The sequence below is a fragment of the Janthinobacterium sp. EB271-G4-7A genome, assembly GCF_020858075.1.
Classification (GTDB): Bacteria; Pseudomonadota; Gammaproteobacteria; order Burkholderiales; family Burkholderiaceae_D; genus Janthinobacterium; species Janthinobacterium lividum.
In genome coordinates, this window is the sequence record NZ_JACYMI010000002.1 from 83,929 (window position 1) to 100,409 (window position 16,481).

At 60.7% G+C, this 16,481-nt stretch carries 19 protein-coding genes; 11 read left to right on the forward strand and 8 right to left on the reverse strand.

Going from position 1 to position 16,481, the window contains the following annotated elements:
* Window positions 1-109: 109 nt before the first annotated feature.
* From IGS58_RS17955 to arsH, 3 genes are read left to right on the forward strand one after another with little or no spacing between them, the layout of a single operon-like run.
* Entirely contained in the window at window positions 110-481 is a 372-nt protein-coding gene (locus tag IGS58_RS17955) for an ArsR/SmtB family transcription factor (RefSeq protein WP_174718093.1), read from the forward strand.
* The gene (gene arsC, locus IGS58_RS17960; protein WP_070260082.1) at window positions 478-900 is read left to right on the forward strand and encodes an arsenate reductase (glutaredoxin); all 423 of its coding nucleotides are present in this window, start codon (window positions 478-480) and stop codon (window positions 898-900) included. Before IGS58_RS17955 ends, arsC begins: the two co-directional genes overlap by 4 nt.
* Window positions 901-1,629, forward strand: a complete 729-nt coding sequence (gene arsH, locus IGS58_RS17965; RefSeq protein WP_070260078.1) for an arsenical resistance protein ArsH — start codon at window positions 901-903, stop codon at window positions 1,627-1,629.
* A gap of 61 nt (window positions 1,630-1,690) precedes the next feature.
* Here the strand turns inward: arsH and ispB are convergent, their stop codons facing one another.
* Window positions 1,691-2,680, reverse strand: coding sequence for an octaprenyl diphosphate synthase (gene ispB, locus IGS58_RS17970; protein ID WP_077400159.1), 990 nt, complete (start codon window positions 2,678-2,680; stop codon window positions 1,691-1,693).
* Between the two features lie 304 nt (window positions 2,681-2,984).
* Between ispB and rplU the strand changes: the two genes are divergently transcribed.
* From rplU to proB, 5 genes are all read left to right on the forward strand, one after another.
* A complete protein-coding gene (rplU, locus tag IGS58_RS17975; protein ID WP_034754730.1) occupies window positions 2,985-3,296 on the forward strand; it encodes a 50S ribosomal protein L21 in 312 nt (103 codons plus the stop codon).
* Between the two features lie 40 nt (window positions 3,297-3,336).
* Window positions 3,337-3,609 carry a 50S ribosomal protein L27 gene (gene rpmA / locus IGS58_RS17980; protein WP_010395157.1) on the forward strand — a complete coding sequence of 91 codons (273 nt, stop codon included), beginning with the start codon at window positions 3,337-3,339 and terminating at the stop codon, window positions 3,607-3,609.
* A 113-nt stretch (window positions 3,610-3,722) separates the two neighbouring features.
* The gene (gene obgE / locus IGS58_RS17985) at window positions 3,723-4,832 is read left to right on the forward strand and encodes a GTPase ObgE (RefSeq protein WP_034754647.1); all 1,110 of its coding nucleotides are present in this window, start codon (window positions 3,723-3,725) and stop codon (window positions 4,830-4,832) included.
* Window positions 4,833-4,844: 12 nt separating this feature from the next.
* The gene (locus IGS58_RS17990; protein ID WP_034782445.1) at window positions 4,845-5,255 is read left to right on the forward strand and encodes a hypothetical protein; all 411 of its coding nucleotides are present in this window, start codon (window positions 4,845-4,847) and stop codon (window positions 5,253-5,255) included.
* A gap of 27 nt (window positions 5,256-5,282) precedes the next feature.
* Entirely contained in the window at window positions 5,283-6,401 is a 1,119-nt protein-coding gene (proB, locus tag IGS58_RS17995) for a glutamate 5-kinase (protein WP_034782447.1), read from the forward strand.
* Window positions 6,402-6,455: 54 nt separating this feature from the next.
* Here proB and nth read toward each other — a convergent pair whose 3' ends face one another.
* Genes nth through IGS58_RS18010 form a run of 3 tightly spaced genes read right to left on the reverse strand, consistent with a single transcriptional unit; the run spans window position 6,456 to window position 8,150 of the window.
* Complete coding sequence (gene nth / locus IGS58_RS18000) at window positions 6,456-7,103, reverse strand: endonuclease III (protein WP_034782448.1); 648 nt, start codon at window positions 7,101-7,103, stop codon at window positions 6,456-6,458.
* Window positions 7,100-7,831: an electron transport complex subunit RsxB gene (gene rsxB, locus IGS58_RS18005; protein ID WP_070260072.1), complete on the reverse strand. Its 732-nt coding sequence runs from the start codon at window positions 7,829-7,831 to the stop codon at window positions 7,100-7,102. Before rsxB ends, nth begins: the two co-directional genes overlap by 4 nt.
* Window positions 7,832-7,850: 19 nt before the next feature.
* On the reverse strand, window positions 7,851-8,150 hold the full coding sequence (locus IGS58_RS18010; protein ID WP_230522285.1) for a hypothetical protein: 300 nt from the start codon (window positions 8,148-8,150) through the stop codon (window positions 7,851-7,853).
* Window positions 8,151-8,193: 43 nt separating this feature from the next.
* Between IGS58_RS18010 and IGS58_RS18015 the strand changes: the two genes are divergently transcribed.
* From IGS58_RS18015 to IGS58_RS18025, 3 genes are all read left to right on the forward strand, one after another.
* Window positions 8,194-8,934: a substrate-binding periplasmic protein gene (locus tag IGS58_RS18015; protein WP_230522286.1), complete on the forward strand. Its 741-nt coding sequence runs from the start codon at window positions 8,194-8,196 to the stop codon at window positions 8,932-8,934.
* Between the two features lie 126 nt (window positions 8,935-9,060).
* Entirely contained in the window at window positions 9,061-11,598 is a 2,538-nt protein-coding gene (locus IGS58_RS18020) for a TonB-dependent receptor plug domain-containing protein (protein WP_230522287.1), read from the forward strand.
* A gap of 46 nt (window positions 11,599-11,644) precedes the next feature.
* Window positions 11,645-12,322 (forward strand): DOPA 4,5-dioxygenase family protein, encoded by a 678-nt coding sequence (locus IGS58_RS18025; protein ID WP_070260066.1) that lies wholly within the window; start codon window positions 11,645-11,647, stop codon window positions 12,320-12,322.
* A 54-nt stretch (window positions 12,323-12,376) separates the two neighbouring features.
* On the opposite strand, the gene IGS58_RS18030 is transcribed toward IGS58_RS18025, so the two are convergent.
* The 4 genes from IGS58_RS18030 to IGS58_RS18045 form a co-directional block, all read right to left on the reverse strand.
* Window positions 12,377-13,597 (reverse strand): polyhydroxyalkanoate depolymerase, encoded by a 1,221-nt coding sequence (locus IGS58_RS18030; RefSeq protein ID WP_070260064.1) that lies wholly within the window; start codon window positions 13,595-13,597, stop codon window positions 12,377-12,379.
* 275 nt (window positions 13,598-13,872) lie between these two features.
* Window positions 13,873-14,196, reverse strand: a complete 324-nt coding sequence (fdxA, locus tag IGS58_RS18035) for a ferredoxin FdxA (RefSeq protein WP_034782458.1) — start codon at window positions 14,194-14,196, stop codon at window positions 13,873-13,875.
* Between the two features lie 353 nt (window positions 14,197-14,549).
* The gene (locus IGS58_RS18040) at window positions 14,550-14,837 is read right to left on the reverse strand and encodes a protealysin inhibitor emfourin (RefSeq protein ID WP_034782459.1); all 288 of its coding nucleotides are present in this window, start codon (window positions 14,835-14,837) and stop codon (window positions 14,550-14,552) included.
* Window positions 14,838-14,926: 89 nt separating this feature from the next.
* Window positions 14,927-16,324, reverse strand: coding sequence for a hypothetical protein (locus IGS58_RS18045; RefSeq protein WP_230522288.1), 1,398 nt, complete (start codon window positions 16,322-16,324; stop codon window positions 14,927-14,929).
* Window positions 16,325-16,481: the final 157 nt, after the last annotated feature.

Below are 16,481 nucleotides of genomic sequence, written 5' to 3' on the forward strand. Positions count from 1 at the left end.
AGTGATTTTTTCATCAAGATAGACCGATTGATCATGACAGTCGGTGCGCTGGGTTACGTACGCATCGTGATTACTGGCATTGATTCCATAATTCGAGTATTATTGAATTATGGAAAACAACAATACTATCGCAACGCAGGCTGCGCCGCTGACAAGCACGGCCGCCATCGCTGCCCTGGCTGCGCTGGCACAGGAATCGCGGCTGGCCGTGTTCCGCCTGCTGGTGCAAGCGGGGCCGCAAGGCATGGCGGCGACGAAAATCGCCGAAGCGCTGGCGATCGCACCATCGTCGCTGTCGTTTCATTTGAAGGAGTTGGCGCACGCCAACCTGGTGACGGCGAGCAAGGCGGGCCGCTCCATCATCTACGCCGCCAACTATGCGGGCATGAATGGCTTGCTGGCCTTCTTGACCGAGAATTGCTGTGCTGGCGCCTCTTGTTGCGTCAATGAATCTCATTTACTCAAGGACATCACGACATGACGATCACGATCTATCACAACACGGCGTGCGGCACCTCGCGCAATACCCTGGCCCTGATCCGCAACACGGGTGTCGAGCCCGTCATCATCGATTACGTCAAGCATCCGCCGTCGCGCGACGAGCTGGTCGACCTGATCAGCCGCGCGGGCCTGTCCGTGCGCGCGGCGATGCGCGACAAGGGTGCCCTGTATGACGAGCTGGGCCTGGCCAATCCGGACTTGCCGGACGCGGCCCTGCTGGACGCCATGCAAGCCCATCCTATCTTGATCAACCGCCCCATCGTCGTCACGGAACTGGGCGTGCGCCTGTGCCGGCCGTCGGAAAAAGTGCTGGACATCCTGCCGCTGCCGCAGCAAGGGGCCTTCGTCAAGGAAGACGGCCAGGCCGTGGTCGGCGCCGACGGCAAGCCGGTGGCCTGAATGAATGATTTGCCGAATATCAATGCTGCGCACCTGGACGTGCCGGACCTGGACAAGCTGGCGCCGGCCAGCGTGTCCACCCATGCGCCGCGCATCCTGCTGCTGTACGGTTCCTTGCGCGAGCGCTCGTACAGCAAGCTGCTGACCCTGGAAGCGGAGCGCATCCTGCGCCACTTTGGCGCCGACACGCGCGTGTTCGATCCGCATGGCTTGCCCATGGTCGACAGCGTGTCGCCCGAGCATCCGAAGGTGCAGGAATTGCGCGCGCTGTCGCTATGGTCGGAAGGGCAAGTGTGGTGCAGCCCGGAACGCCATGGCGCCGTCACGGGCGTGTTCAAGTCGCAGATCGACTGGCTGCCGCTGGAAACGGGCAGCGTGCGGCCCACGCAGGGCCGGACCCTGGCCGTGATGCAAGTGTCGGGCGGTTCGCAATCGTTCAATGCCGTCAACGGCTTGCGCGTGCTGGGACGCTGGATGCGCATGGTGACGATACCGAACCAGTCTTCGGTTGCCAAGGCGTATCAGGAATTCGACGATGACGGCCGCATGAAGCCATCGCCGTATTACGAGCGCCTGGTCGACGTGATGGAGGAGCTGTATAAATTCACCCTGCTGGTGCGCGACCGCCGCGATTACCTGGGCAGCCGCTACAGCGAGCGGCTGGAAGCGGCGCCGGCCATCGTCCAGGCATTGGCGGGCGCCGCGATGGAGCATGAGCGCAGCAAATAAGCGGCACATAAAGAAAACGGCGCCAGTGGCGCCGTTTTGTATTGCATGGGATGAAACGCGATCAGTGATTGCGGTCCACGGCAAACGAGCACAGCTGCAGCATGGATTGCTTGTAGACGCTGTCCGGCCAGCCGGCGATGGCATCGGCGGCGCGCTGGCCGGCGATTTCCGCCTGCTTGCGCGTGTAGTCGAGGGCGCCGCTGCTGGTGATGGCCGTCAGGACAGCGTCGAAATGCTGTTCGTCGCCTTGCTCGATGCAGCTGCGCACCAGTTCGCGTTGCTCTGGCGTACCGTTTTCCATCAGCCAGATCAGCGGCATGGTCGGTTTGCCTTCGCGCAAGTCGTCGCCCACGTTCTTGCCGATTTCGGCGGCGTCGCCTGCATAGTCGAGCACGTCATCGATCAGCTGGAAGGCCGTGCCCAGCGAGCGGCCGTATTCGGCTGCCGCTTCGATATCGTCTTCGCTGGCGCCGGCGATCAGGGCGCCCAGTTGCGCCGACGCTTCGAACAGCTTGGCTGTCTTCGAGCGGATGACGTTCAGATAGCTTTCCTGTGTCACGTCCGGATCGTGCATGTTCAACAACTGCAGCACTTCGCCTTCGGCGATCACGTTGGTGGCGTCGGACAGGATTTGCATGACGCGCATATTATTCAGCGATACCATCAGCTGGAACGAGCGCGAGTGCAGGAAGTCGCCCACCAGCACCGAAGCGGCATTGCCGAACAGGGCATTGGCCGTCTGGCGTCCGCGGCGCATCGACGATTCATCGACGACGTCGTCGTGCAGCAAGGTGGCGGTGTGGATGAATTCGACCACGGCGGCCAGTTCATGGTGCGCCGTGCCGCGATAGGCGTGGGCATTGGCCACCAGCAAGATCAGCACGGGACGGATGCGTTTGCCGCCTGCGCTGATGATGTATTCAGCGATCTGGTTGATCAGAATCACATCGGAGTGCAACTTTTGGCGGATCACCGTATTGACTGCGTCCATATCGGCGGCAATCGTTTGCACGATGGTGTTTTGGTTAACGTGTTTGTTAGCGTCAGACAAGGCGAACCTGCATTAGATTGTGGGTGCCGCGATTATACGACAAGGCTTGCGCGTGCGTGACGTTTGCCTATGACTGTAGAGCAATTGATTGACCTTGTTGGCACTGGCGCGCGTTTTGCTGTCCGCCTGGCGCAAGCCTGACATGATGGTCAGGTTGTCGACATACCACGATCATCAAGCTTTGTGAATAGTTTTTGACGCAATTTCTCAGTCCGTGTATAATCGCTGGTTCCCCCTGTTGTGCACGGCTTGCTTTTCATGGCAGTGGGACAAATTCTTTCAACATTTGATGAGGTTTCAAATCATGTACGCGGTCATAAAAACCGGTGGCAAACAATACAAAGTTGTCGCTGGCGAAAAACTTAAAGTAGAACAGATACCGGCAGACATTGGTTCCGAAATCACCATCGATCAAGTTCTCGCAGTAGGCGCGGGCGACAGCATCAAGTTTGGTGCTCCATTGGTCGAAGGTGCAACGGTACTGGTTACGGTTGTGGCGCATGGTCGCCATGATAAGGTCAAAATTTTCAAGATGCGTCGTCGTAAGCATTACCAAAAGCATCAAGGCCATCGCCAGAATTTTACCGAAATCCAAATCGTTTCGATCAACGGCTAATCGCCGCTGTTTGAATTAATCAGCTATCAAGGAGTCTTAAATGGCACATAAAAAAGGCGGCGGCACAACGCGAAACGGCCGTGATTCAGAATCAAAACGTCTGGGCGTTAAAGTCTACGGCGGCCAAGCTATCAATGCTGGCGGCATCATCATTCGTCAACGCGGCACCCCAGTGCGCGCTGGCGAAGGCGTAGGCATGGGCAAGGACCACACGTTGTTCGCGCTGATCGCGGGCAAAGTGAAGTTCGTTGTCAAAGGTGCTGGCTCGAAGCAATTCGTGACCGTTGTACCTAACGCAGCAGTACCAGCGTAATTCGTCGCGGAGCGCCAGTTCGCTCCGCAATGATCGCATGATGTAAGGCGCAAGCCTTCAATCGAAAGGCTCTGCCCAAGGTAGAGCCTTTTTAGTTTTATGGCGGCAAAATTATGAAGTTTATCGACGAAGCAAAAATCGAAGTCATCGCGGGCGATGGCGGCAACGGCTGCGCCTCTTTCTGCCGTGAAAAATTCCGGCCTTTCGGCGGTCCCGATGGCGGCGATGGCGGCAAGGGCGGCACCATTTGGGCAGTCGCCGACCGCAATATCAACACGCTCGTCGATTTCCGCTTCTCCAAAATGCACAAGGCTCGCAATGGCGAGCCTGGCCGTGGCGCAGATTGCTATGGCAAGGGCGCCGATGACATCCACCTGCGCATGCCGGTCGGCACCTTGATCATCGACAACGCGAGCGGCGAAATCCTGGCCGATCTGACCGAGCACGGCCAGACCGAAATGCTGGCCAAGGGCGGCGAAGGCGGCTGGGGCAATATCCACTTCAAGTCCTCGACCAACCGCGCACCGCGCCAAAAAGGCGAGGGCAAGGAAGGCGAACGCCGCGAACTGCGCCTGGAACTGAAAGTGCTGGCTGACGTGGGCCTGCTGGGCATGCCGAACGCCGGCAAGTCGACCTTCATTTCGGCCGTCTCGAACGCGCGTCCGAAAATTGCCGATTATCCATTTACCACCCTGCACCCGAACCTGGGCGTGGTGCGCGTGTCGCACGAGAAGAGCTTTGTGATTGCCGACATTCCCGGCTTGATCGAAGGCGCTTCCGAAGGCGCGGGCCTGGGCCATCAATTCCTGCGCCACTTGCAGCGCACGGGCTTGCTGTTGCACATTGTCGACCTGGCGCCGTTTGAAACCAACGTCGATCCTGTCAAGGAAGCCAAGGCGCTGGTCAAGGAATTGAAAAAGTACGACGAGTCGCTGGTCGACAAACCGCGCTGGCTGGTGTTGAACAAGCTCGACATGGTGCCGGAAGAAGAGCGCAAGAAGATCGTCAAGGACTTCCTCAAGCGTTTCGCCTGGAAAGGTCCCGTCTTCGAGATCTCCGCGCTGAACCATCAGGGTTGCCCGGAACTGGTGAATGCGATTTACCAGCATCTGGAAGAGAAGAAACACAGCGAAAGCCGTGCCGAAGAAACGCAGATGACCGAAGAAGCACGCGGTATCTCGTCGATCGACCCGGATGATCCGCGTTTCAAGATCCTCGACTAAGGCTTTACCCTGATGTCGGTACAGACGGCCGCTGTCGCGCCAGCGCGCAAGCAAGCGTGGCAGCGCCGTGTATTGCATCTGATCGCGTATGCTTACGGGCTGAGCGCGGTCGCCTGCCTGTTGTTCGCCGATGAAATGGCGGCCGGCATGGGCATCTTCCTCAATGGCGTCAACGGCTACAGCCAGTTCTACGCTACTCATGTCGGTGTCTGGGGCGCTACCGCGCTCCTGGCACTGTTCGCGGCACGGCAGGGCGAACCGCCTGTCCTCGGCGATATCACTGCAATGTTGGTCCTGGCGCAGCCCGCCGGCCGTTTATTCGCGGCCATCAGCTTCGGCTTGCCTCAGGGTTTTGTGTTGTTCATGTGCGCAATGGAGCTGACGGCGGGGCTGGCCTTGCTGCTGCTGCGTCCTGCGCGCTGACGTCTATTAAGTGAAGAGCGCCGCCCCATGGATTCCGTGATTCAAAAAGCTACCCGCATCATCATCAAAGTTGGTTCTTCGCTGGTCACCAACGATGGCCGCGGACTCGATCATGCCGCCATCGCGCGCTGGGCCGCGCAGATTTCCGGCTTGCGCGCCCTGGGCAAGGAAGTCGTGCTGGTGAGCTCCGGCGCCATCGCCGAAGGCATGCTGCGCCTCGGTTTCGAGCAGCGCCCCACCGATATCCACGAATTGCAGGCTTGCGCCGCCGTCGGCCAGATGGGCCTGGCGCAAATCTATGAAAGCAGCTTCCGCGCCCACAGCCTCGGCACGGCGCAAGTGCTGCTCACGCACGCCGACCTGGCCGACCGCGAACGCTACCTGAATGCCCGTTCCACCCTGACGACCCTGCTGCGCCTGGGCGTGGTGCCGATCATCAATGAAAACGACACCGTCGTCACCGATGAAATCAAGTTCGGCGACAACGACACCCTGGGTGCCCTGGTGGCCAACCTGATCGAAGCCGATGCGCTGGTCATCCTGACGGACCAGCACGGCCTGTTCTCGGCCGATCCGCGCAAGGACCCGGACGCTTACCTGATCACGCAAGGCATCGCCGGCGATCCGGCCCTGGAAGCGATGGCCGGCGGTGCCGGCAGCAGCCTGGGGCGTGGCGGCATGCTGACGAAAATCCTTGCCGCCAAGCGCGCCGCCAAGTCCGGCGCCCATACCATCATCGCCTGGGGCCGCGACAGCGACGTGCTCAGCCGCCTGGCACAGGGCGAAGCGATCGGTACGGAGTTGCGGGCGCAAACGGGGCAATTGACGGCGCGCAAGCAGTGGATGGCCGATCATTTGCATACGGCCGGCGCCGTCGTGCTCGATGCGGGCGCCGTGCAAAAGCTGCGCCAGGAAGGCAAGTCACTGTTGCCTATCGGCGTGACGGGCGTGAATGGCGAATTCGGCCGCGGCGCCGTGATCACCTGCGTCGATGCCGATGGCGCGCCCGTGGCGCGCGGCCTGTCCAATTACACGAGCGGCGAAGCGCGCCGCATCATGCGCAAGCCTTCCACCGAGATCGAGTCCATCCTCGGCTATATGGAAGGCCATGAGCTGATTCATCGCGATAATATGGTCTTGCTGTAAGCTCCCGCTTGCTGCGAATCAAAAAACGGCCCTTGCGGGCCGTTTTTTTTTGCTCTATACCACGGCCGGCATCGGCGACTTGTCCTTGTAATCGCACAGGTCGGCAATCATGCAGTTCCAGCATTGGGGCTTGCGCGCCGTGCACGTGTAGCGGCCGTGCAAGATGAGCCAGTGGTGGGCGTCGTGCAGGAATTCCTTGGGGATGAATTTCAGCAGTTTTTGCTCGACGATATCGACATTCTTGCCCGGCGCGATGCCGGTGCGGTTCGAGACGCGGAAGATATGCGTATCCACGGCCATGGTCGGTTCGCCAAACGCCGTGTTCATGACCACATTCGCCGTCTTGCGGCCCACGCCGGGCAAGGCTTCCAGCGAGGCGCGGTCGCGCGGCACTTCGCCGCCGTGCTGCTCCAGCAGTATCTGGCAGGTGGCGATGACGTTCTTCGCCTTGGTGCGGAACAGGCCGATGGTGCGGATGTAGCTGGCCAGCTCGTCCACGCCCAGGGCCAGTATCGTGGCCGGCGTATTGGCGACCGGATACAGCAAGCGGGTCGCCTTGTTGACGGACACGTCCGTTGCCTGCGCCGACAGCAGCACGGCGATCAGCAGCTCGAACGGCGTCGTGTAGTCGAGTTCCGTTTTCGGGGAAGGGTTGGCGGCGCGAAAGCGCGTAAAGATTTCCAGGCGTTTGGCGGCGTTCATGCGTCTTTTTTCGGGGTGATGGTGGCTGGCTGGGCGGTGTCCGTGCTGGCGGCAGCGGCCTTGGCGCGCGCGCGCTCCATGGCGGCGGCGATGATGGCGCGCTTGCGTTCCTTTTCGGCCTGTTCGTCTGGCGTGACGGGCACTTCCTGCGTCACTTCATGCATCTTGGCGACGGCCTTGGCGGCCAGGCGTGCTTCATTTTCCTCTGTTTCGCGGCGCAAACGCTGCGTGCGGAAATCGTGGCGCGCGCGCGCGTCGTCCGCCTCGGCCTGGCTCCAGGCATCCCAGCCCGTGGCGTCGCCGCTGACCGGGTACATGACGATGCAGTCGACGGGGCAGGGCGCCACGCACAGGTCGCAGCCCGTGCACAGGCTTGTCACCACCGTATGCATCTGCTTGGCGGCGCCGACGATGGCGTCGACGGGACAGGCCTGGATGCACAGGGTACAGCCGATACACAGCGATTCGTCGATATAGGCGACAGATCGCGGACGTTCGAGGCCGTTGACGGGATTGAGCGGGATGACTTTTTTGCCCAGCAAGCCGGCCAGACGCACGATGCCTTGCGCACCGCCCGGTGGGCACTGGTTGATGTCGGCGCTGCCGGCGGCAATCGCTTCCGCATACGGGCGGCAACCGTTGTAGCCGCATTTGGTGCATTGCGTTTGCGGCAGCAAGTCTTCGATCTGGTCGGCAAGTGAGGGAGGGGCAGGGTGCGGCACGGTCATCTTCCACGGTAAAACGCCATTATCGGCCATCCGGCGCGCGCACAAGTAAAAACCTGTTGCGCGAGAGGGGATAGCCGGCGCCATGACAGCCTGTTGCAGGCGCGCCGCAATCGTATTTTATTTCCCATGGGAATGTCAAAGTGCAAATAAACAACTTTGCAATTTCTTTTTTTTGTGGGAGCATGATTTTTATCAAGCCAGTGATCAAAAAAGCCGACCGCCAGTCCTGTTGCCGCGCCTGCATTGCAAGGTGCGCCAGGCCATAGGAGCCAAACATGCGTTTCCTCCGGACAGTTGGTTTGCCCTTCTGTTTGTTCATGCACGCTGCACTTGCCCTTGCACACGGGCAGGCTGGCTCCCCCATGGCGGCGCCGGGCGCTGCCAGCTCGCGCATCGTCCGCTTCGCCGCGGAAGACTGGCCGCCCTTTATTTCCCGCAGCCTGCCTGCCGACGGCATGTCCGGGGCGATGGTCAGCGCCATCTTCGAACGCATGGGCTATGTCGTCAAATATGAGTATTTCCCGTGGAAGCGTGCCATGCAGTTTGGCCTGGCCAGTTCCCGCTATGCGGGGTTTCTGGCTGTCTGGCGTACGCCAGAACGGGAAAAACTCTGCCACTTTTCTGTTCCGGTTGGCAATACGCAAGGCGTGCTGGCCTACCTGAAGGAGGATGGCGTGCCCGGTACCGCCCTGGCCGACCTGGGCAAGCTGCGTATCGGCACCGTGGCCGGCTATTCGAATGGCGAGCAGTTCGACGGCATGGTGGCGCGCGGCGAGTTGAAGACGGAAGAGGGCTTGAACGATGCGACGAATCTGAAGAAACTGCTCATCAAGCGTTACCGCGTGATCGTCATCGAACGCCATGTCCTGCAGCACTTGCTGATGGGACGCAACTTCAGCAAGGCCGAGCGGGAGCGCATCGCCATCATCGATACCGTCTTCAAGGAGCGTCCCGTGCACGTGTGCTTCCAGCGCGACACGGAAGGGGCGGCGCGGCAAAAGCGCTTCAACGAGGCGGCGCGCGACATCGATACGGCCCGGCTGGAACGCGATTACTGGAAGCGGCTCGACCAGAGCCTGGCGACCGCCCCGCCCAGTCCCTGATACGGCGCGCCGCTGTTGTTAGTTGCCAAAACGAAATATCTAAATACGAAACCATTCGTTCTTGTTTGTTTGTCCATCCTTTAGTCTGCAACCACTGTGTTGACGACTTGAAAAGGATGTTTCCGTATGCTGGAATTGATTCACAAGCAAGACCCCATCCCGCGCCTGCGGCAACTGGCGTACGCCGTCTCGGTGGCCGTGCTCGTGCTGGGGGCGCCTGGCGTGGTCCACGCGCAGGCCGCCGCGCCGTTTGACACCGTCATTGTCACGGGGGCGCGCGGCACGGGCCGCACGGTGGCCAACAGCGCCGCACCGATCGACGTGATCAGCGCGCAGCAATTGCAGGCCACGGGCAAATTGAACTTGCTCGATGCGCTGGATACGGCCTTGCCGTCATTCAACTTGCCGGCCCGCGTGCAGCCGGACCTGGGCAGCATCGTGCGCGCCGGGCAGCTGCGCAACCTCGATCCATCGCATACTCTGGTGCTGGTCAACGGCAAGCGCCGCCATACGACGGCCATCGTCAATGAGGATGGTTTTCCGGGTTCCGTCGCCACCGACCTGGCCCTGATCCCCACGGGAGCGATTGCCCGCGTGGAAATCCTGCGCGACGGTGCTTCCGCCATCTACGGCTCGGACGCCATCGCCGGTGTCATCAACATCATCCTGAAGTCGGATGACAAGGGCAATTTCAGCACGCAACTCGGTTCCACCTACGAGGGCGACGGCACGAACGGGTCGGCGCGCATCGATGGCGGCATGCGCCTGGGCGAACACGGCTTTGCCCACTTCGGCGCCGAAGTCCAGCGCCAAGGCATCGCCGTGCGCAATTTTGGACTGAATCCCGCTTATCTGTCGTATCCGGCCGTGCGCAACAGCGATGGCCAACTGGTGAAATTGGGACCGAACAACAGCTTGCCGGCCGGCGCTTCGCCGAACCCGGCCGAAGCAAACCGCAACAGCAATCCATGGCGCAATACGGGCGTGCCGCAAAGCACGACCGCCTCGCTCAGCGCCAACCTCGGCTATGACGTGTCGAACGAGGTGCAACTGTATGGTTTCGGCACCTATGCGCACCGCAATGCCCGCTCGGCGCAGAATTTCCGCCTGCCCAATACCATTTTTAATAACAACAAAGGTTTGCTGGCCGTGTATCCCGACGGTTTCACGCCATATGAAACGACGAGCGAAAACGACTTTTCGCTGACGGGCGGTGTCAAGGGCGAGACGGCGGGCTGGTCCTGGGACCTGAGCACGACGTATGGCCGCGACGATATCGACGTGGGTGTCGAACACTCGGCCAATTACTCGCTGACCTATCCCGGTGGCAAGACCGATTTTACTATCGGCAATCAGCGCTACAGCCGCTCGACCACGAATGCCGATGTGCGCCGCCCCGTGCAACTGGGCTTGAGCGAGCCGGCCGACCTGAGCCTGGGCCTCGAGTATTCGCATGAAACGCAGCAGCGCAGCCCCGGCGAGCCCGCTTCCTGGCAGGGCAGTGGCTCGTCGGCGCTGGCCGGCTATCTGCCCGTCGATGCATCCGACACGGCGCGCCACAGCCATGCGGCGTATATCGGCCTGGGGGCGAAACTGACGCCGCAATTGCTGCTCGACACGGCTCTGCGCGCCGAGAAATATTCCGATTTCGGCAGCAAGACGACGGGCCGCTTGTCCACCCGTTATGACGTGACGTCCACGGTCGCCGTGCGCGCTACCGTCAGCAACGGTTTCCATGCACCTAGCCTGGTGACGCAATCGTATTCGAACACGTCCGACCATGCGGGCGTGCCGTACACCCTGGCGCAGCCCAATTCCGCTGCCGCACGGGCCCTGGGTGCGCAAGCATTAAAACCGGAAAAATCGACGAATCTGTCAGCAGGGCTGACCTTCAATCCTACGCCCACCCTGCGCCTGGCCGTTGACGCGTATCAAATCAAGGTCAGCGACCGCCTGGGCGTGTCGTCGAACATCGGCATCGACCGCAGCTCGGGCGTGGCGCTCGACGGCAGCGGCCGGCCATTGACGGGGGCGCAAGCGAGCGTCATTGAAAACCTGCTGCGCTCGGCGGGGCTGACGGTAGGCAATGGCCTGGTCGCGCATTACTTTGCCAACGTGGGCGACACGCGCACGCGCGGCATCGACTTGACGGCCGAGGATGTCCTGCGCGTGGCCGATGGGAAGCTGCGCTGGACGGCGGCCGCGAATATCAACCATACGAGCCTGGTCGGCAAGGCGGCACTGCCGGCCGTGCTGCAAGGTTTGCCGAACATCGGCACCTTGAGCAAGTCGGCCGAGTACGACTTGCTGTACCGGGCGCCGCGCGACAAGGAGATCGTCACCCTGGCGTATGAAAAAGCCGGCTGGACATTCAACCTGCGCGAAACGCGCTACGGCAAGCTCAAGCGCCTGAACGCCATCACGGGCGGCGACTACCAGCTGAAGGCCGCCTTCGTGACGGATGTCAGCGTCGGCTACGACATCAGCAAGCGCATCAACGTGACGGTGGGCGCCAACAATGTCTTTGACCAGAAGCCCAGCCAGGTGCCGCGCGCAGCGCGCAGCGCCGCGAATCTGGCGCAGTACACGGGCGCCTACGACAATTCGGGACCATTGGGCGTATTGGGCGGTTACTACTACGCCCGCGCCACTGTTCACTTTTGATCTGCCTTCGCTCTCTCCATACTTATCATCAAGAACAGGAACGGATATGTCTGACAATACTCAACACGCGGCCATCGATCTGGAATGGGCCAATCTCCTCTCACCGCAGCGTCGCACGGTCTTGCGCGGCGGCGGTCTGGTGGCGGCATTGGCCGCATCCGGCTTGGCGGGCACAGCCCTGGCGCAGGAAGCCAAACCGTCGCGTGTGAAACCAGCGCCCGGCAAGAGCCCGTGGGGCGAGCATACGGACAAGGCGCCCACGCCGCGCCCCGTCAGCGTGCGGCCCGGCGAGGAAACCTTGCCGTCGACCCCGCGCGCCTACACGGATATCGAGAGCTATCACGCGCATATCTATTTTGACGAAGACAGTTACCAGAAAGCGGCGCTGATACGCAAGTGGGCGGCCGAGCGTTTCCAGATCGAGCTGGGCGACTGGAACCTGGAGCCGCGCGGCCCCCACGTGACGCCGTCGTTTTATTTTGGCTTTACCAATGATCTGCTGCCCGTGATCGTGCCGTGGCTGCAGCTGAACAGCCTGGGCCTGACGATACTGATCCACCCGAATACGGAAGATCCGCGCGCCGACCACCTGTATTACGCGCTGTGGGTAAACCGCTCGCAGCCTGTGAATGGCTATGCGATGAAGAAGCCGGGACCGGGCGAGCCGAGAGTCGAGCAGATCTTTGTCAATACGCGTCCGACGGTGAAAATCGAGCGCGCATGAAAAAAAGCCACACCAGTGTGAACTGGGGTGGCTTTTTGATGGATATGCCGTGTATTAGCCGTGTTTCTGGATGAATTCGCCGATTTTCGGGCAAATGATCTCGCGCCAGCGGCGGCCCGAGAAGATGCCGTAATGGCCGCATTTCGGCGCCACGAAGTCTTGTTGCATCTCGGCAGGGATGCCGGAACACAAGTCATGCGCCGCCTGCGTCTGGCCGGCGCCGGAAATGTCGTCCAGTTCGCCTTCCACGGTGAACAGCGCCACATTCGTGATGTCTTGCGGACGCACCAGCTGGCCGCCCACTTTCCAGGTGCCCATCGGCAGGCTGAATTCCTGGAAAACCGTTTTAATGGTTTCCAGATAGTACTCGGCCGGCATGTCCAGTACGGCGTTGTACTCGTTGTAGAACTGGCGGTGGCCTTCCGCCGGCTCGTCGTCGCCCGTCACCAGGTGCATGTAGAACTCGCGGTGGCTTTGTGCGTGGCGGCCCGGGTTCATGGCGATGAAGCCGGCATGCTGCAGGAAGCCCGGATACACCTTGCGGCCAAAGCCCGGGTAGTTCGGCGGCACCGCGTAGATCACGGTGTTTTCAAACCACGAGAATTTCTTTTCCGTCGCCAGGTTGTTCACTTGCGTGGGCGAGCGGCGCGGGTCGATCGGGCCGCCCATCATCGTCATGGTTTTCGGCATGTGCGGATCTTTGGCTGTCGCCATCAGCGAGATGGCGGCCAGCACGGGCACGGTCGGTTGACAGACGGAAATAACGTGCAAGTCAGGTGCCAGCAGGCGGATGAATTCCTGCACATAGTAAATGTAGTCATCCAGGTGGAACGGGCCTTCCGTCAGCGGTACCATGCGCGCGTCCGTCCAGTCGGTGATGTAGACATCGTGCTCGGCCAGCAAGCCGCGCACGGTATCGCGCAGCAGGGTCGAGTGGTGACCGGACAGGGGGGCAACCAGCAAAACTTTGGGCTGTTGCAAGCCAGTGGCTTCTTTTTTGAAGTGAATCAGGCGGCAAAACGGTTTTGTCACGACAACGTGTTCGCGGATGTCGACGCTCTCGCCTTGGACGAGAACGGATTGGATGTCGAATTGTGGTTTTTCGTAGTCTTTGCCAAGGCGGTACATCAGCTCGTAGCCGGCTGCGATGCGTTGCGAAAACGGGGTGTGGGCCAGTGGAGAAACCGGGTTGGTAAATAACTTGGAGGACATGTCTGCCCATTGCATCACCGGAGTGAGGAAAGAGCGTTGCAGTTCGTGCAGTTGGTAAAGCATATAGAGTCCTTGTTTAATTCCAAGCGCCAATATCGGCTCAAATATCATAATCCAATTCTACGATATTTGTTGAGGACAAAATGTGCTTTACCGCGCACAGGTCCACAGTTTGCGCTTTGGTGTGACAGGGCGCCACACTTGCGTGGATAGAGCTGCAACGATGCTTTAAAAGCAAAAAAAGCAGCGTTTCCGCTGCTTTTCGTCTGTTTTTTCGCCGCCCCGCCCCTGCGGAGAGGAGTCTCTCCGCCAGAACGGCCGCGGCAAGTGCCGTGCGCTTAGCGCACCAGCATGTCGAGCTTGTCCTTGACGTCCTTGAATTGCTCGGCTTCCGGCAAGGCAGCCTTCGTCTTGGTGATCGAAGGCCAGTTACGGGCCAGATCGACGTTGATCTTGATGAAGGCTTGCTGGTCGCCCGGCACGTCTTCTTCCGCGAAAATCGCGTTCACCGGGCACTCTGCCACGCAGACTGCGCAGTCAATACATTCGTCCGGATCGATTGCCAGGAAGTTCGGGCCTTCCCGGAAACAATCTACCGGGCAGACATCGACGCAGTCGGTATAGCGACAGGCGATGCAGGATTCGGTGACAACGTGGGTCATAACAGTCCTATCAATTTGGGGGAGGTGCTGTAGCGCCTGCAGGAAACTCGGCGGCGCATACTAAAGCAAAGCATTGTATTTTAAGGCAATTCGCTATTTCTCACAAATCCCGCTTATATACAATACATATAAGCAAATTCATTTTTTGACAGTGCCGTTGCCGCGCAGAGCGGGTAATTCAGCGACTATCCGGGACGTTGCCATAAAGAACGCGGCAAGAAAGCGACAGTCACCCGATGCGGCAGGGTGCAGGGTGGGCGGTGTGCTGGCTTGCCGTGTGGTGTTTTTGTTTTACTCAAATCAAGACCGGCACAAAATAAGCGCCGGAACAATCAGGCCAAGTGTCGGAACATTCAGGCGCTGGCGCGTATTTGCGTCAGTAACTGTTGCCAACGTGCATTTTCAGCACTGCCATCCTCGGCAAATGTGATGGTGCGGCGCGCGGTGGGCGCGTCGACGGTGATCTGCCATTGGGGGATATCGGCACCCACCTGCTGGCCCGTCGCCTGCGAGTGCGTGAAAAAGCCGCTGCTGGCCAGTGCCGCTTCCAGTCCGGGGCCGGCCGGATGGGCTTGCGTATCGATGTCGTACTGTTCGCTCAGGCCGGCAAAGCCGCCGCTGCTGCGGGCTGAAATTTTCATGCTGCTCCTTCTGGTGGACGGTGGTGGGGACGTGGTGCGGCATGTCATCGCCTGCTGCTGACTATTGACTGGCTTGCGGCGTATGGCATTTATCGGGGCGCGTAGCTGCGGCACCAGGCCGCCAGCGCTTCGCGCTCCGCTTCCAGCAAGTGGTCCGATTCGCTGTATTCCGCATGGTTCATGGTACCGCAGCAGGCGCGCCTGTCTTGCACGGCACCCTCGTCATCGACGATGCCTGCGGCAAAGGTCATTTGCCCATCTTCCGTCATGGAATTGTTCTTGAGCACTTCGCGCACGGTAAAACTGTTGCGGATGAAGTCCAGGTAGGCGGTATAGCCGTCGGCCTGCGCCAGGGTCAGCATCTGGCCGGCCACGTCGGCATACGTGGCCGCATGGTCGGGAGACGCCACCAGGGCGCGCAAGACCAGGCTGCGCAGGTAGTCGCCGCAGCGGTGCAGCACGGCAGCGTCGTCTTCCAGCTGGGGCTGGCGTTCATGGGCAAAGATGTCGGCCAGGATGTCGTAGATGGCGCCTGTAAACACTTGCGAGATGGCGTGCACTTCCGTGCCTGCCTCCGACAATTTGATGTCATTGTCGGCATTGCGCAAACCGTTAGGCCGGCCCAGCGCCAGACCGAACTGTTCCGCCAGGTCGGCCAGGAAGGTTTTGTCGTGCAGATCGGACTTGGTTTGCGCGATCACGGCTTCGACCTGGTCCAGCTGCGACAGGGCCAGGAAGATGGCCGTCAGGTCGCCGAACGATTCGTGCAAGCCGCCCGTCTGCGGCGGGTTATTGTTGAGCAGCCAATTCGGTTTGAGGCCATCGAGGATGGCATGCCCAGTTTCATGCGAGACGATGTCGAGCGAACGGCAGGTATAGACGCGCTCGGTGGCGCCGCTGGGAATGAAATCGCCGAACTTGAGGGCCTTGTCGCTGCGGCTGTAGTACGCATTCATGACATTGGGCAAGCCGTGCGGAAACACGCGCAGCGGGGCCGTATTGCTGGCGCTATTCCATTGCCAGGGCAGGGGAGAGGCCGTGCCGTTGCTGGCCAGCGCACGCTGGTACATGGTGAGCGTCATGCGCACGATGGCAAACGTGTGCACGGCGTCGAACTGGTCGGTATTGGGCGAGACGATGAAGTCGCCAAAGGCGTTCGGGCTGACCTGGGCGATGCCCGGCTCGCCAAAGGTGATGCGTGCATCGCGCGGGCCTTGCAGGGTCAGGCCGGCGAGGAAGGTCTTGCGCGTGCCCAGCTCGCTCACGGACGGGTCTTGCTTCCAGATCAGCACGCGCGAACCGACCGGCACGGCTTCGAGCTTGCGGGTGGTGGGGTCGAGCACGCGAGGCGGACCCGGCTGCAAGGTCAGCTGTGCATTCTTGCGGTGCTGGCGGTAGGGCGCCGATGGGGTGGGGACATAGCCGACGGGCAGGGACACGCATTTGGTCAGCACGGCTTCGACCGGCACGATGACTTTCTGGTCCATGGTAGCTCTCCAAGACACTCGCAACTGGAACTGAGATAGTCGGCCCGCTTCGGTGGTTTCGGTTTGATGCGGCGCAAGTGCGGCGCAGGAAAGCGCGGTTTTTTCTGCGTGCCCGCGCCACCGATGGCCGCGGCTGCCGCATGGCGGCTGGTATGAT

Bases quoted from the DNA above. Each gene is read 5' to 3' on its own strand.
- IGS58_RS17955 (WP_174718093.1), top strand. From the start codon at position 110: ATGGAAAACAACAATACTATCGCAACGCAGGCTGCGCCGCTGACAAGC.
- arsC (WP_070260082.1), top strand. From the start codon at position 478: ATGACGATCACGATCTATCACAACACGGCGTGCGGCACCTCGCGCAAT.
- arsH (WP_070260078.1), top strand. From the start codon at position 901: ATGAATGATTTGCCGAATATCAATGCTGCGCACCTGGACGTGCCGGAC.
- rplU (WP_034754730.1), top strand. From the start codon at position 2,985: ATGTACGCGGTCATAAAAACCGGTGGCAAACAATACAAAGTTGTCGCT.
- rpmA (WP_010395157.1), top strand. From the start codon at position 3,337: ATGGCACATAAAAAAGGCGGCGGCACAACGCGAAACGGCCGTGATTCA.
- obgE (WP_034754647.1), top strand. From the start codon at position 3,723: ATGAAGTTTATCGACGAAGCAAAAATCGAAGTCATCGCGGGCGATGGC.
- IGS58_RS17990 (WP_034782445.1), top strand. From the start codon at position 4,845: ATGTCGGTACAGACGGCCGCTGTCGCGCCAGCGCGCAAGCAAGCGTGG.
- proB (WP_034782447.1), top strand. From the start codon at position 5,283: ATGGATTCCGTGATTCAAAAAGCTACCCGCATCATCATCAAAGTTGGT.
- nth (WP_034782448.1), bottom strand. From the start codon at position 7,103: ATGAACGCCGCCAAACGCCTGGAAATCTTTACGCGCTTTCGCGCCGCC.
- rsxB (WP_070260072.1), bottom strand. From the start codon at position 7,831: ATGACCGTGCCGCACCCTGCCCCTCCCTCACTTGCCGACCAGATCGAA.
- IGS58_RS18010 (WP_230522285.1), bottom strand. From the start codon at position 8,150: ATGAACAAACAGAAGGGCAAACCAACTGTCCGGAGGAAACGCATGTTT.
- IGS58_RS18015 (WP_230522286.1), top strand. From the start codon at position 8,194: ATGGCGGCGCCGGGCGCTGCCAGCTCGCGCATCGTCCGCTTCGCCGCG.
- IGS58_RS18020 (WP_230522287.1), top strand. From the start codon at position 9,061: ATGCTGGAATTGATTCACAAGCAAGACCCCATCCCGCGCCTGCGGCAA.
- IGS58_RS18025 (WP_070260066.1), top strand. From the start codon at position 11,645: ATGTCTGACAATACTCAACACGCGGCCATCGATCTGGAATGGGCCAAT.
- IGS58_RS18030 (WP_070260064.1), bottom strand. From the start codon at position 13,597: ATGCTTTACCAACTGCACGAACTGCAACGCTCTTTCCTCACTCCGGTG.
- fdxA (WP_034782458.1), bottom strand. From the start codon at position 14,196: ATGACCCACGTTGTCACCGAATCCTGCATCGCCTGTCGCTATACCGAC.
- IGS58_RS18040 (WP_034782459.1), bottom strand. From the start codon at position 14,837: ATGAAAATTTCAGCCCGCAGCAGCGGCGGCTTTGCCGGCCTGAGCGAA.
- IGS58_RS18045 (WP_230522288.1), bottom strand. From the start codon at position 16,324: ATGGACCAGAAAGTCATCGTGCCGGTCGAAGCCGTGCTGACCAAATGC.